The 14,405-nt window shown below is 67.5% G+C and carries 12 protein-coding genes; 8 read left to right on the forward strand and 4 right to left on the reverse strand.

The window, feature by feature from the left end; translation table 11 throughout:
- Positions 1-27: 27 nt before the first annotated feature.
- Together HZ992_RS23535 and HZ992_RS23540 are read left to right on the forward strand one after the other, a co-directional pair.
- Positions 28-801, forward strand: a complete 774-nt coding sequence (locus HZ992_RS23535; protein ID WP_209387290.1) for a ParA family protein — start codon at positions 28-30, stop codon at positions 799-801.
- Positions 798-1,601: a GNAT family N-acetyltransferase gene (locus tag HZ992_RS23540; RefSeq protein WP_209384258.1), complete on the forward strand. Its 804-nt coding sequence runs from the start codon at positions 798-800 to the stop codon at positions 1,599-1,601. Before HZ992_RS23535 ends, HZ992_RS23540 begins: the two co-directional genes overlap by 4 nt.
- Before the next feature lie 10 nt (positions 1,602-1,611).
- Here the strand turns inward: HZ992_RS23540 and argC are convergent, their stop codons facing one another.
- A complete protein-coding gene (gene argC / locus HZ992_RS23545) occupies positions 1,612-2,553 on the reverse strand; it encodes an N-acetyl-gamma-glutamyl-phosphate reductase (protein ID WP_209384259.1) in 942 nt (313 codons plus the stop codon).
- Positions 2,554-2,570: 17 nt separating this feature from the next.
- Between argC and HZ992_RS23550 the strand changes: the two genes are divergently transcribed.
- The 5 genes from HZ992_RS23550 (at position 2,571) to HZ992_RS23570 (ending at position 9,231) form a co-directional block, all read left to right on the forward strand.
- Positions 2,571-3,155 (forward strand): RBBP9/YdeN family alpha/beta hydrolase, encoded by a 585-nt coding sequence (locus tag HZ992_RS23550; protein ID WP_209384260.1) that lies wholly within the window; start codon positions 2,571-2,573, stop codon positions 3,153-3,155.
- Positions 3,156-3,174: 19 nt separating this feature from the next.
- Positions 3,175-4,068, forward strand: a complete 894-nt coding sequence (locus HZ992_RS23555) for a ParB/RepB/Spo0J family partition protein (protein ID WP_209384261.1) — start codon at positions 3,175-3,177, stop codon at positions 4,066-4,068.
- Positions 4,069-4,384: 316 nt separating this feature from the next.
- Entirely contained in the window at positions 4,385-6,307 is a 1,923-nt protein-coding gene (locus HZ992_RS23560) for a PrkA family serine protein kinase (RefSeq protein ID WP_209384262.1), read from the forward strand.
- A gap of 27 nt (positions 6,308-6,334) precedes the next feature.
- Entirely contained in the window at positions 6,335-7,609 is a 1,275-nt protein-coding gene (locus HZ992_RS23565; protein WP_209384263.1) for a YeaH/YhbH family protein, read from the forward strand.
- Complete coding sequence (locus HZ992_RS23570) at positions 7,606-9,231, forward strand: SpoVR family protein (RefSeq protein WP_209384264.1); 1,626 nt, start codon at positions 7,606-7,608, stop codon at positions 9,229-9,231. The genes HZ992_RS23565 and HZ992_RS23570 overlap by 4 nt, the downstream gene beginning before the upstream one ends.
- A 7-nt stretch (positions 9,232-9,238) precedes the next feature.
- Here HZ992_RS23570 and HZ992_RS23575 read toward each other — a convergent pair whose 3' ends face one another.
- On the reverse strand, positions 9,239-10,654 hold the full coding sequence (locus tag HZ992_RS23575; RefSeq protein ID WP_209384265.1) for an FAD-binding oxidoreductase: 1,416 nt from the start codon (positions 10,652-10,654) through the stop codon (positions 9,239-9,241).
- A 66-nt stretch (positions 10,655-10,720) separates the two neighbouring features.
- On the opposite strand from HZ992_RS23575, the gene HZ992_RS23580 reads away from it, so the two are divergent.
- Entirely contained in the window at positions 10,721-11,296 is a 576-nt protein-coding gene (locus HZ992_RS23580) for a cob(I)yrinic acid a,c-diamide adenosyltransferase (protein ID WP_209384266.1), read from the forward strand.
- Positions 11,297-11,320: 24 nt separating this feature from the next.
- On the opposite strand, the gene HZ992_RS23585 is transcribed toward HZ992_RS23580, so the two are convergent.
- Together HZ992_RS23585 and HZ992_RS23590 are read right to left on the reverse strand one after the other, a co-directional pair.
- A complete protein-coding gene (locus HZ992_RS23585; protein WP_209384267.1) occupies positions 11,321-11,608 on the reverse strand; it encodes an EF-hand domain-containing protein in 288 nt (95 codons plus the stop codon).
- A gap of 132 nt (positions 11,609-11,740) precedes the next feature.
- Complete coding sequence (locus HZ992_RS23590; RefSeq protein ID WP_209384268.1) at positions 11,741-14,404, reverse strand: cation-translocating P-type ATPase; 2,664 nt, start codon at positions 14,402-14,404, stop codon at positions 11,741-11,743.
- Position 14,405 lies beyond the last annotated feature (1 nt).

The raw sequence follows: 14,405 nt of genomic DNA on the forward strand, positions 1-14,405 counted from the left end.
GCCCGCCTCGACCCGCATCCCGCAGCCATGGCCCGAATCTTCTGCATCGCCAATCAAAAGGGCGGCGTCGGCAAGACCACCACCACCGTGAATCTGGCCGCCGGCCTGGCGCGCATCGGCCAGCGTGTGCTCGTCGTCGACCTCGATCCACAGGGCAACGCCACCATGGGTTCCGGCGTCGACAAGCGGTCGCTGGCGCTGACGGTTTACGACGTCCTCCTGGAAAGCGCCTCGATCGCCGAAGCACGTCAGCGCAGCGAGAAAGCCGGCTACGACGTGCTGGGAGCCAACCGCGAACTCGCCGGTGCCGAAGTCGAGCTGGTCGAGCTGGAGCGGCGTGACAAGCGCCTCAAGGGCGCGCTGGCCGCGGTCGAAGCCGAATACGACTTCGTGCTGGTCGACTGCCCGCCGTCGCTGAGCCTGCTGACGCTCAACGGCCTGTGCGCCGCCCACGGCGTGGTGGTTCCGATGCAGTGCGAGTACTTCGCTCTAGAAGGGCTGTCAGACCTGGTCAACACCATCAAGCAGGTCCACGCCAACCTCAACCCGGACCTGCAGATCATCGGCCTGCTGCGCGTGATGTTCGACCCCCGCATCACGCTGCAGCAGCAGGTCAGCGAGCAGCTAAAGGCGCATTTCGGCGATAAGGTGTTCGACTCGGTCATCCCGCGCAACGTGCGCCTGGCCGAGGCGCCGAGCTACGGCTTGCCCGGGGTCGTGTTCGATCCGAGCTCGCGCGGTGCCCAGGCCTTCGTCGAGTTTGCCGGCGAGATGGTGCGCCGCATCGAATCGATGCGGTGACCGCCGTGCGCATGAACCCGGTCATCGCCCGCACATTCGACCCCTACCTGCTCTCCCGCGTCGAGGACGCCGGGCTGAACGCCAGTGCCCCGCCGCAGCAGCGCTGGCTCGATGGCTGGCTGGTGCGCCTGTCGCCGGGCAAGGCCAAACGGGCGCGCTGCATCAATGCGGTCGCGGCGGGACGGATGCCCGTGCCGCACAAGCTGGCGCTGTGCGAGCCGGTCTACGCGCAGGCCGAGCTGCCGCTGATCGTGCGCATCACGCCCTTCAGTGAGCCGATCGGCCTGGACGCGACGCTGGAATCGATGGGGCTGCAGCGCTTCGACGACACCCGGGTGATGGTCCAGCAGGATCTGGCCGGCATCACAGCCCAGAGCCTGCCGGAGGGCGTCTCGATCCATGCGGTCGGGCTGGAGGCGTTTGCGCAGCGGGTGGGCGCTCTTCGTGGTTCGCCGCTGTCGCAGCGGCTCGCGCACGGCCAGCGGCTGGTGCAGTCGCCAGTGCCCTTCCGTGCCTTCGAGCTGCGGCTGGAAAACGAGGTGGTGGCCTGCGGCCAGTCTGCCCAGGAGGCCGACCTCGTCGGCCTGTACGACATCTTCACCGCCGAATCAGCGCGGGGTCGGGGGTTCGCGAGCCTGCTCTGCACCCATCTGCTGTTTGATGCGCACCAGCACGGTGCTCGCCACGCCTACCTGCAGGTCGATGGCGACAACCACGCGGCGCGCGCCGTGTACCACCGCCTCGGATTCGGCGACGCCTACGCCTACCACTACCGCTCGCGCGACCCGTCGGCCGCCTGAGCCGCGGAGGCTAGAGGCCCAGGCCCTCGTCCACGCCGAGGTGGACGTTCATCGACTGCACCGCCGCGCCGCTGGCGCCCTTGCCCAGGTTGTCCAGGCGCGACATCAGCAGCACCTGCGTGTCGCTTGCGAACACGAAGACGTCGGCGCGGTTGGTATCGTTGCAGGCCTGCACGTCGAAGAAGCCGTCTTCCAGCGTGGCCGGATCGGACAGCGGCATCACCCGAACGAAGCGTTCGCCCGCATACCGCTGCGCCAATGCAGCGTGCAGCCTGACCGCCGTGACTCCCGCAGGGAGCTGGGATAGATGTAAGGGCACGCTCACAGACAAACCCTTGTAGAAATTGGAGACGATCGGAACGAAAACCGGCGGCGACGCCAGTTTGCAGTGAGCAGCCATCTCCGGCAGATGCTTGTGGGCCAGCTTGAGCGCATAGGGGCGCGGCGACTGCAGGCGCGTGTCGCCGCCCGCCTCGTACTGCTCGATCATCTTCTTGCCGCCGCCAGAGTAGCCGGTGATCGAGGTGGCGCTCAGCGGCAGGTCGGCCGGCATCAGGCCCGCGTCGACCAGCGGGCGCAGCAGAAGAATGAAGGCCGATGCGTGGCAGCCGGGATTGGCGATGCGCTTGGTGGCGCGCAGCGCCGCACGCTGCCCGGGCGCCAGTTCCGGCAGGCCGAAGACCCAGCCGGGGGCGGTGCGGTGCGCCGTGCTGGCGTCGATCAGGCAAGTGTCGGGGTTGGTGACCAAGGCGGCGGCTTCCTTGGCTGCCGCATCGGGCAGGCACAGGAAGGCCACGTCGGCGGAGTTGAGCAGGCGGGCGCGTTCGCCCGCATCCTTGCGCTTGTCGGCATCGATGCGCAGCACCTCGACGTCGGCACGCTGCGCGAGATACTCGTGGATGCGCAGGCCGGTCGTGCCTTCCTGGCCGTCGACGAACACGCGGGTCTTCATGTCACGATTCCCGAAGAATGAACGACAAGGATAAGGCAAACCCCTCGCTCGACGGGGCTGAGGTGCCGACCGTGCTGCTGCTGCCGGGTTGGCTAAACTCGGATGCCGCGCACTGGCAAAGCCGCTGGGAGGTGCTCCACGGCCACCGTCGCGTCGATCAGGATGACTGGTTGTGGCCGCGCCGCGGCGACTGGATGGCGCGGCTGGACGAGGTGCTGCTCGACAGCCCGAATGGCGCAAGGCTGGTCGCTCACAGCCTGGGCTGCCAGTTGGTCGCCGCGTGGGCCGCGCACTCGCGCCACACGGCACGGGTCGCCGCCGCGCTGCTGGTGGCTCCGCCGGACACCGAGCGCGAAGACATGCCACCCAACCTCTTCAACTGGCGGCCGATCGTGCGCGAGCGCCTGCCCTTCGCCAGCCTGGTGGTGGCGAGCACCGACGACCCCTACTGTGCGCTGCCACGTGCCGAGCGCATGGCGGCCGACTGGGGCGCCGCCATCATCGAGATCGGCTCGCGTGGCCACATCAGCGGCGAGTCCGGGCTGGGCGACTGGCCCGAGGGGATGGCCCTGCTGCGCGGTCTGACGGGCGAAGCCGGCTGATCGCGGACAATCCCGCCCCATGGTCACCAAGAAACCCAAGGGCCTCGGCCTCGGACTCGAAGCGCTGCTCGGCCCCAAGGTGTCGGACACGCCCCGCCCCGCCGGCGATGCGCCGCCTGCCACGCTCAAGCTCTCCGTGCTGCAGCCCGGCAAGTACCAGCCGCGCACGCGCATGGACGAGGGCTCGCTCTACGAGCTTGCCGAGAGCATCAAGGCGCAGGGCGTGATGCAGCCCATCCTCGTGCGACCGGTGGCCGCTGGCCGCTACGAGATCATCGCCGGCGAGCGCCGCATGCGTGCCGCCCGGCTGGCCGGGCTCGACGAGGTGCCGGTGCTCGTCAAGGACGTGCCGGACGAAGCCGCGGCGGCGATGTCGCTGATCGAGAACATCCAGCGCGAAGACCTCAACCCGCTCGAAGAGGCGCAGGGCCTGAAGCGCCTGACCGACGAGTTCGGCCTGACGCACGAGCAGGCCGCGCAGGCCGTGGGTCGCTCGCGCAGCGCCGCGAGCAACCTGCTGCGCCTGCTCAACCTCAGCGAGCCTGTCCAGCAGATGCTGATGGCCGGCGACATCGACATGGGCCATGCACGCGCCTTGCTGCCGCTCGAAGGCGCGCAGCAGATCCTGGCGGCCGGCGACGTGGTCGCACGCAAGCTCAGCGTGCGCGAGGCCGAGAAGCTGGTCACCAAGCTGCAGCATGCACGCCAGAAGCCCCTGCTGCGCGTGGCCAGCGAGAAGTCGCGCGACGTCGCGCGCATCGAGGAAGAACTCTCCGATGCCCTCACCGCCAAGGTCGAGATCCGCATCAAGAAGCGCACCAAGCGCGGCGAGCAGGGCGAGGTCGCCATCGCCTTCGGCTCGCTCGACGAACTGAACGGCTTGCTCGACAAGCTCGGCCTCGGCGCTCGCTGAGGGTCTGCCCCACGGCGGCTTTGCGGAACTTTGCACGTTGCGGCGTGCTCAGTCGGCAGATGCCTATCAACCGATCCGTTGCGAGGCACGTTACTTGCTGAAGTCGCACAGAACCTGTGTGTGTGACAAACAGCCGTGTGATCACCCTTGTTTTCGGGTTCACGGCAGGAGCAAGATGCAGCAAGCTTGACCCGACATTGCGCCGATCGATCTGGAAAGCTCTGATGGAGCCCGTAGGACTTCATCAGAACTTCCCCCCTCGTGGCACCCCGGCTTGACGCTGGAGTGCCGCAGTCCTGATGCGTAGGAGATCGGCATGGACGTGATCAGCAGTTTCACAGCGCGCTTCGAGCGCACCCGCGAGGAAGAGCTCTCGCTCGAGGACTACCTCGCCGAGTGCAAGCGCAACCCGGTCGCCTACTCGACCGCGGCCGAGCGCATGCTCAAGGCCATCGGCGAGCCACAGACCATCGACACGCGCAACGACCAGCGCCTGTCGCGGCTGTTCGCCAACAAGGTCATCAAGCTCTATCCCGCCTTCGCCGAGTTCTACGGCATGGAAGACGCCATCGAGCAGGTGGTCTCTTACTTCCGCCATGCCGCGCAAGGGCTGGAAGAGAAGAAGCAGATCCTCTACCTGCTCGGCCCCGTGGGCGGCGGCAAGAGTTCGATCGCCGAGCGCCTCAAGCAGCTGATGCAGGAGGTGCCCTTCTACGCGATCAAGGGCTCGCCGGTGAACGAGTCGCCGCTGGGACTGTTCGATGCCGCCGAAGACGGCCCGATCCTCGAGAAGGAATATGGCATTCCGCGTCGCTACCTGAACCGGATCCTGTCACCTTGGGCCGTGAAACGTCTGGAGGAATTCGGCGGCGACATCCGCAAGTTCAAGGTCGTCAAGCGTTATCCCTCGGTGCTCAAGCAGGTCGGTATCGCCAAGACCGAGCCGGGCGACGAGAACAACCAGGACATCTCGTCGCTGGTCGGCAAGGTCGACATCCGCAAGCTCGAGACCTTCGCGCAGGACGACCCGGACGCGTACAGCTTCTCCGGCGGCCTGTGCCTGGCCAACCAGGGCCTGCTCGAGTTCGTCGAGATGTTCAAGGCGCCGATCAAGGTGCTGCACCCGCTGCTGACGGCCACGCAGGAAGGCAACTTCAAGGGCACTGAAGGCTTCGGCGCGATCCCGTTCGACGGGGTGGTGCTCGCGCACAGCAACGAGAGCGAGTGGAAGGCGTTCCGCAACAACAAGAACAACGAGGCCTTCCTCGACCGCATCTACATCGTCAAGGTGCCGTATTGCCTGCGCGTGTCGGAAGAGGTGAAGATCTACGAGAAGCTGCTGCGCGGCTCCTCGCTCGCCAACGCCACGTGCGCACCGGGCACGCTGAAGATGATGAGCCAGTTCGCCGTGCTCACGCGCCTGAAGGAGCCTGAGAACTCGTCGCTGTATTCCAAGATGCTTGTGTACGACGGCGAGAACCTGAAGGACACCGACCCGCGCGCGAAGAGCTTCCAGGAGTACCGCGACTACGCCGGCGTCGACGAGGGCATGAGCGGCATCTCGACGCGCTTCGCCTTCAAGATCATCTCCAAGGTTTTCAACTTCGACAGCACCGAAGTCGCCGCCAACCCGGTGCACCTGATGTACGTGCTTGAGCAGCAGATCGAGCGCGAGCAGTTCCCGCCGGAGACGGAGCAGAAGTACCTCTCCTTCATCAAGGAGCACCTGGCGACGAAGTACGCCGAGTTCATCGGCAAGGAGATCCAGACCGCCTATCTCGAGAGCTACAGCGAGTACGGCCAGAACATCTTCGATCGCTACGTCACCTACGCCGACTACTGGATCCAGGACCACGAGTACCGCGATACCGACACCGGCGAGGTGTTCGACCGTGCTTCGCTGAACGGAGAGCTCGAGAAGATCGAGAAGCCGGCGGGCATCTCGAACCCGAAGGACTTCCGCAACGAGATCGTCAACTTCGTGCTGCGTGCGCGCGCCGGCAACCAGGGCAAGAACCCGCTGTGGACGAGCTACGAGAAGCTGCGCACGGTGATCGAGAAGAAGATGTTCTCGAACACCGAGGAGTTGCTGCCGGTCATCAGCTTCAACGCCAAGGCGAGCGCCGACGAGGCCAAGAAGCACGAGGACTTCGTCACCCGCATGGTCGCCAAGGGCTACACGCCCAAGCAGGTGCGCCTGTTGTGCGAGTGGTACCTGCGCGTGCGCAAGAGTTCGTGAGCTGAGTCCGGGTTCGAAGGAGCCACCTTGCAGCAGATCATCGACCGGCGGCTGGCGGGCAAGAACAAGTCCATCGGCAACCGCGAGCGCTTCCTGCGCCGCCACAAGGACCAGATCCGCGAGGCGGTCAAGCGCGCGGTGGACGGTCGCGGCATCCGCGACATGGAGAAGGGTGAAGACATCCACATCCCCAAGCGCGACATCACCGAGCCGGTGTTCGGCCACGGCCAGGGCGGCAAGCGGGAGATGGTGCATCCGGGCAATCAGGACTACGTTCGCGGCGACAAGATCGAGCGGCCCAAGGGCGGCGGTGGCGGGGGCGGTGGCGGGCAGGCGAGCGATTCCGGCGAGGGCGACGACGATTTCGTCTTCCACCTCAGCAAGGAAGAGTTCATGCAGGTCTTCTTCGACGACCTGGCCCTGCCCAACCTCGCGCGCACCACGCTGGCCGAGACGCCCGAGTACAAGACACACCGCGCCGGCTATTCGAGCGACGGCACGCCGAACAACCTGCACGTGGTGCGCTCGATGCGTGGCGCGATCGGCCGTCGCATCGCGCTGGGCAGCGAGAGCCGGCGCGAGCTGAGGTTGCTGGAGGACAAGCTCGATGGCATCAGGCGCCACCCCGAGCCCAACCCCTTCGCGCACGAGATTCCTGAGCTGGAGCGCGAGATCGAGGCGCTGCGTGCGCGCATCGGCCGCATCCCCTACCTCGACCCGATCGACCTGCGCTACCGCAGCCGGGTGCGCGTGCCGGTGCCCACGTCGAAGGCGGTGATGTTCTGCCTGATGGACGTGTCCGGCTCGATGGACGAGTCGCGCAAGGACTTGGCCAAGCGCTTCTTCATCCTGCTGTACCTGTTCCTCACGCGGCACTACGAGAAGATCGACATCGTCTTCATCCGTCACCACACGCAGGCGCAGGAGGTCGACGAGCAGAACTTCTTCCACGCCACCGAGACCGGCGGCACCGTGGTCAGCAGCGCGCTGGTGCTGATGGAAGAGATCGCCCGCGCGCGCTACCCTACTAGCGAGTGGAACATCTACGGCGCGCAGGCCAGCGACGGCGACAACTGGCACCACGACAGCGGCCGCTGCCGCGAGTTGCTGGCCAACGCGATCCTGCCGCTGTGCCGCTACTTCGCCTACGTGCAGGTGGCCGAGGAAGAGCAGAACCTGTGGGACGAGTACGCCGCCCTGGCGGCCGAGACCAAGGCCTTCGCGATCCGCAAGGTGACCGAAGCCTCGCAGATCTATCCGGTGTTCCGCGATCTGTTCAAGAAAGAAGGGACGCCCGCATGACGCGAAAGGCCAACTTCGTGCCCGACGGCACGGCGGATCTGTTCGAGCCCGATCTGGCCAAGGCGCTGACCGGCCGCGTCCGGCGCGCTGCCGACATCGTCACGCCGCCGCGCGCTGCGCAGCCACTCGCGGCGCCGAGCGACTGGTCGTTCGAGCTGATCGAGCAGTACCACGCGGTGATCCGCTCCACCGCCGAGCGATTCGGGCTGGACACCTACCCGAACCAGCTCGAGATCATCACCGCCGAGCAGATGATGGACGCCTACGCCTCGGTGGGCATGCCGGTGAACTACCGCCACTGGAGCTACGGCAAGGAGTTCATCTCCACCGAGAAGAACTACAAGCGCGGCCACATGGGCCTGGCCTACGAGATCGTCATCAACTCCAACCCCTGCATCAGCTACCTGATGGAGGAAAACACGATGGCGATGCAGGCGCTCGTCATTGCGCATGCCGCCTACGGCCACAACAGCTTCTTCAAGGGCAACTACCTGTTCCGCATGTGGACCGATGCGGCGTCGATCATCGACTACCTCGTCTATGCGAAGAACTACGTCGCCGGCTGCGAGGAGCGCCACGGCCTGGACGCGGTGGAGGAACTGCTCGACAGTTGCCACGCGCTGATGAACCACGGTGTCGACCGTTACCGCCGGCCGAGCAAGCTGAGCCTGATCCAGGAGCTCGCGCGCAGCAAGGACCGCGAGGCCTACGCGCAGCAGCAGGTCAACGACATGTGGCGCACGCTGCCGCGCAAGGCCGAGAAGGCTGCCAGCGAGAAGGAAGTGCGCCGCTTCCCCGAGGAGCCGCAGGAGAACCTGCTGTACTTCATCGAGAAGAACGCGCCGCTGCTCGAACCCTGGCAGCGCGAGATCGTGCGCATCGTGCGCAAGGTGGCGCAGTACTTCTACCCGCAACGCCAGACGCAGGTGATGAACGAGGGCTGGGCCACCTTCTGGCACCACAAGTTGCTCAACACGCTGTACGACGACGGTCACCTGACGGACGGCATGATGATCGAGTGGCTGAAGTCGCACACCAACGTCGTGTACCAGCCGCCGGTGGGGCACAAGCACTACAGCGGCATCAACCCGTACGCGCTGGGCTTCGCGATGTACACCGACATCAAGCGCATCTGCGAGAAGCCGACCGACGAAGACCGCGCCTGGTTCCCCGGCATGGCCGGCAATGACTGGCTCGAGACCATCGACCACGCGATGCGCAACTTCAAGGACGAGAGCTTCATCGGCCAGTACCTCTCGCCGCAGCTGATGCGCGACTTCCGCCTGTTCTCCATCGTCGACGACGAGAAGGAAAGCGAGCTCGAAGTCTCGGCCATCCACGACGAGGCCGGCTATCGCGCGGTGCGCGAGGCGCTGTCGCACCAGTACGACCTGGGTAGCCGCGAACCGAACATCCAGGTGTGGAGCGTCAACCTGCGCGGTGACCGATCACTGACGCTGCGCCATACCCAGCACAACGACCGGCCGCTGCACGACAGCGCGCAGGAAGTGCTCAAGCACGTGTCGCGGCTGTGGGGCTTCGGCGTGCACCTGGACAGCGTCGACGGCCAGGGCACCGTGACCAAGCACTGGTCGGTGCCGGCCCCGGTGAACCACAGCTAGCGCGTCGTCATAGGGAAAAGATCTTCCCCGGATTGAGGATGTTCTTCGGGTCGAGTGCGCGCTTGAGCGTGCGCATCATCTCGACCGCGCCGGCGCCCGTCTCGTCGACCAGAAAGCCCTGCTTGTGCAGCCCGATGCCGTGCTCGCCGGTGCAGGTGCCCTGCAGTGCGATCGCTCGATGAACCATCTGCATGCTCAGGCGCTCGGCCGTCTCGCGCTGCTGCGCGTCGCCGTCCTTCACCAGGTAGGCGAGGTGGAAGTTGCCGTCGCCGACGTGGCCGACGATGTAGTACGGCAGCCCCGAGGCATCGGCCTCGGCGACCGAGGCCTCGATGATCTCGGTCAGGCGCGAGATCGGCACGCAGGTATCGGTGGTCACCGTGCGGCAGCCGGGGTGCGTGGTCATGCCGGCGAAATAGGCCTTGTGCCGCGCCGTCCACAGCCGCGTGCGCTCCTCCGGCGTGCTGGCCCATTCGAAGTTCTCGCCGCCGGCCTCCGCAGCGATGGACTGCACCGTCTCGGCCTGTTCCTTCACGCCGGCTTCGCTGCCGTGGAACTCCATCAGCAGCATCGGCGCTTCGCGCAGGCCGAGCTTCGAATGCTCGTTGACCGCGCGCACGGCGTTCACGTCGAGCAGTTCGCAACGCGCGATCGGCACGCCCATCTGGATGATCTGGATCGTCGCGTCGACCGCCGAGCCGATGTCCTTGAAATGGCAGATCGCCGCGCTCACCGCCTCGGGCAGCGGGTACAGCTTCAGCGTCACGCCGGTGATCACGCCGAGCGTGCCTTCGCTGCCTACCATCAGGCGCGTGAGGTCGTAGCCGGCGCTGGACTTCTTCGCGCGCGTGCCGGTATGGATGACCTCGCCGCTGGCGGTCACCACCGTCAGGCCGAGCACGTTCTCGCGCATCGTGCCGTAGCGCACCGCGTTCGTGCCGCTGGCGCGCGTGGCCGCCATGCCGCCGAGCGACGCATTCGCGCCCGGGTCGATGGGGAAGAACAGGCCGGTGTCACGGATCTCGCTGTTGAGCTGCTCGCGCGTGACACCCGGCTCGACGGTGGCAGTCAGGTCCTCGGGGTTGACCTGCAGCACGCGGTTCATGCGCGACAGGTCGATGCTGATGCCGCCCTGCACGGCCAGCAGGTGGCCTTCGAGCGAGGAACCGACGCCGTAGGGAATCACCGGCACCGCATGGCGGTCGGCCAGCGAGACGATCGCGGCCACGTCGTCGGTGCTCTCGCAGAACACCACCGCATCGGGCGGGCGCACGTCGAATGGAGATTCGTCGCGGCCGTGCTGCTCGCGCACCGCCAGCGCCGTGCTGCAGCGGTCACCGAAGCGAGCCCTCAGCGCATCGAGCATGGCCGCGGGCACCGGGCGGGGCTCGACGAGGTGGGGCAGTTCGGTGGGGGCGTTCATGCTCGTGCTCCAGCCTGCAAGGCGCAGGGCGTCGAGGGATTCTAGGCATTGGCTACCATCGCGGCCATGGGACAACGACTGACGCAGATCGCCACGCGCACCGGCGACGACGGCACCACCGGGCTGGGCGACGGCACGCGCGTGTCGAAAGACCACTTGCGCGTGCAGGCCATGGGCGATGTCGACGAGCTGAACTCGCAGATCGGCGTGCTGCTTGCCGAGCCGCTGCCCGATGGCGTGCGCGAGCTGCTGGTGGTGATCCAGCACGAACTGTTCAACCTGGGGGGCGAGCTGTCGATCCCCGGCTTCGAGCTGCTCAAGGTCGAAGCGGTCGTGCGCCTTGACGAAGCACTCGAGCTGCACAACGCGGCCCTGCCCAAGTTGCAGGAGTTCATCCTGCCGGCCGGCACGCGCAGCGCGGCGATCGCGCATGTGTGCCGCACGGTGGCGCGACGCGCCGAGCGGGCGGTGGTCGCCTTGTCGCTGGCTGACCAGGTGCGCGCGGAGCCGCGTCAGTACCTGAATCGCCTGTCCGACCTGCTGTTCGTGCTGGCCCGCGTGCTGAACCGAGCCAACCTCGACGGCCGCGGCGGCGACGACGTCTACTGGAAGAGCGAGAAGCTGGCGCGCGGCGGCGACTGAAGCAGCGCCGCCGCGACCCCGCGATCAGCCCGCGGCGGTGTAGCCGGCGGCGAACTCGGCCAGCGTCAACGCGCCGTCCTTGTCCTTGTCCAGCATCTCGAACTTGCTGGCGATGGCCGGCATCTTGGCGGCTTCGTCCTTCGACAGCTTGCCGTCGCCGTTGGCGTCGGCCTTGCTGAAGGCGGCCTCGGCGGCCATGCGTGCCTTGGCGTCGCCTGCGGCGGGAGCCTTGTCCTGAGCCAGGGCGACCGTGGCCAGTGCGGCGCAGGCGGCGGCGACGGAAGTGCGGATGAGCGTGGAGCGAAGGTTCATGGTGTGACCTCTTGGTTGGTTGAGAGAGCCGCCATTGCAGCCCCGATCACCCCCACAGGCCAGCACTCTTTCCGCACATTACCCGCGTTACGGCCACAGCCAGCCTGCTTACCTGCGATTGCAAGTGCTTGCTTACATTCTCGACGGAACTTCCGGCGCGTCCAGCGCGAGCGCATCGCCACGACCGTTGCGGCCGCGGCGCCAGGCCTTCTCGGCCTCGGCGGCCAGGTACACCATGGCGGCGGCGGCGAAGCAGATGCCGAGTTCGGCGAGGTCCAGCGCCTCGGTCTTGAAGATCGGCTGCAGCACCGGAACGTAGATCGTTGCCATCTGCAGCGCCAGCGTGAGCAGCACCGCGCCGAGCAACGGGCGGTTCGACGCCAGGCCCTGGCGCCACAGCGGCTCGCTTTCGGAGCGGATCGCCATCACATGGGCCATCTGCGCCAGGGTCAGCACGGTGAACACCATGGTCTGCCAGTGGGCGTGGCCGGTGGCCAGCGCCCAGGCCTGCACGGCAAGGCACATGCCGCCGATCAGCAGCCCGATGAACAGCACGTGCTGCCACAGGCCGCCGGCGAACAGGCTCTCGCCCGGCGGGCGCGGCGGCCTGCGCATGATGCCGCGCTCGGCCGGTTCGGCCGCGAGGGCGAGGCCGGGCAGGCCGTCGGTCACCAGGTTCACCCACAGGATGTGGATGGGCAGCAGCGGGATCGGCAGGCCCAGCATCGGGGCCAGGAACAGCGTCCAGATCTCGCCCGAGTTGCCCGTCATCGCATAGCGCACGAACTTGCGGATGTTGTCGTAGATGCGCCGGCCCTCGCGCACCGCGGCCACGATGGTGGCGAAGTTGTCGTCCAGCAGCACCAGGCTGGCGGCTTCGCGTGCGACGTCGGTGCCGCCGCGTCCCATCGCCACGCCGATGTCGGCCTGGCGCAGCGCTGGCGCGTCGTTGACGCCATCGCCCGTCATCGCGACGAAGCGGCCCAGCGACTGCAGCGCCTGCACGATGCGGATCTTCTGCGCCGGGTCGACGCGGGCGTACACGCGCACCTCGCCGCAGCACGCGCGCAGGGTGGCGTCGTCCATCTCCGCCAGCGCCTGGCCGGTCAGCACGACGGCCTTGTCGTCGCCGACGATGCCCAGCCGCAGGGCGATGGCGCGCGCCGTGGCCGGGTGGTCACCGGTGATCATCACCGGCGTGATGCCGGCGCCCAGGCAATCGCGCACCGCGGCGGCGGCTTCCGGTCGTGGCGGGTCGATCAAGGCGACCAGGCCGATCAGCGCGAGCCCCTGCTCCAGCGTGTGTGCGTCGGCGTCCACTTCGGCCAGGGCCACCTCGCGGCGCGCCAGCGCGAGCACGCGCAAACCCCGCGCCGCCATCGACTCGGCCTGCGCCATCACGGCGTCACGGTCGAGGGCCGCCTCACCCTCGGCGCGCCATTGCGAGCTGCACAGCGGCAACACCGACTCGGGGGCACCCTTGGTGCAGACCAGGAGCACAGAGCCCTGCGGGTGCAGCGTGCTCATGCGCTTGCGCACCGCGTCGAACGGCAGTTCGGCCACCCGTGGCGATTCGGCCTCAAGTGCCGATTTGAGCAGGCCGGCGTCAGCGGCCAGCATGGCCAGCGCGGTCTCGGTCGGGTCGCCGAACCAGCTGCCCTCTTCGCCGAGCACCGCGTCATTGCACAAGGCGGCGGCGCGCAGGGTCTCGCGCTGCACCGGGTCGGCCAGCGGCTCGCCCGGCCGCCAAGCGCGGCCGTCGGCGTGCACCAGCTCGGCCTGCATGCGGTTCTGCGTCAGCGTGCCGGTCTTGTCGGAGCAGATGGTGCTGACCGAGCCGAGCGTCTCGACCGACGGCAGCCGGCGCACCAGCGCGTTCTGCGCGACCATTCGGCGCGCCCCGAGCGCCAGCAGCACCGTCACCACCGCCGGCAGCGACTCGGGAATCGCGGCCACTGCCAGACTCACGGCCGTGAGGATCATCAGCACCGGTGACTCGCCGCGCAGCACGCCGATCACGAAGATCAGCGCGCAGATCGCCAGCACCACGAGGGCCAGCCGCTTGCCGAAGGCGGCCAGGCGCTTCTGCAGCGGCGTGCTCAAGTCGACGGCGCGGTCCAGCAGCCCGGCCACCTTGCCGAGCTCGGTGGCCATGCCGGTGGCGACCACCAGGCCGGTGCCCCGCCCGTGTGCCGCCGTCGTGCCCTTGAACGCCATGTTGAGCCGGTCGCCGAGCGCCGATGCGGCGTCCACGAGCACGCCCGTGTGCTTGTCGACGGTGACCGACTCCCCGGTCAGTGCCGATTCGTCGACCTTCAGCTGGGCGATCTCGATCAGGCGCAGGTCGGCAGGCACCTGGTTGCCTGCCTCCAGCAGCACAATGTCGCCGGGCACCAGCCGGGCTGCCGGCACCACCTGTCGCTGCCCGGCGCGCAGCACGGTGGCACGGGCCGCGGCGAGTTGCTGCAATGCCGCCAGCGCACGGTCGGCGCGCCAGGCCTGCACGAAGCCGATCACTGCGTTGAGCAGCACGATCACCAGGATCGCCAGCGTGTCGACCAGTTCGCCGATCACCCCCGAGACCACCGCGGCGCCCAGCAGCACCAGGATCATGAAATCCTTGAACTGGTCGAGCAGCAGCGCCACAGGAGTGCGCCGCGCGGCGCCGGTGATCTCGTTCGTGCCGTGCTTCAGCGCGCGCAGGGCGGCCTCGGCCTCGTCGAGCCCGAGCGTCGGGTCGACGCCGTGTTCGCGGGCCAGTTCGTGCGCTTCTCTCAGGTGCCAGTGGGGGTGCATC

It is taken from the genome of Rhizobacter sp. AJA081-3 (assembly GCF_017795745.1).
Classification (GTDB): domain Bacteria; phylum Pseudomonadota; class Gammaproteobacteria; order Burkholderiales; family Burkholderiaceae_C; genus Piscinibacter.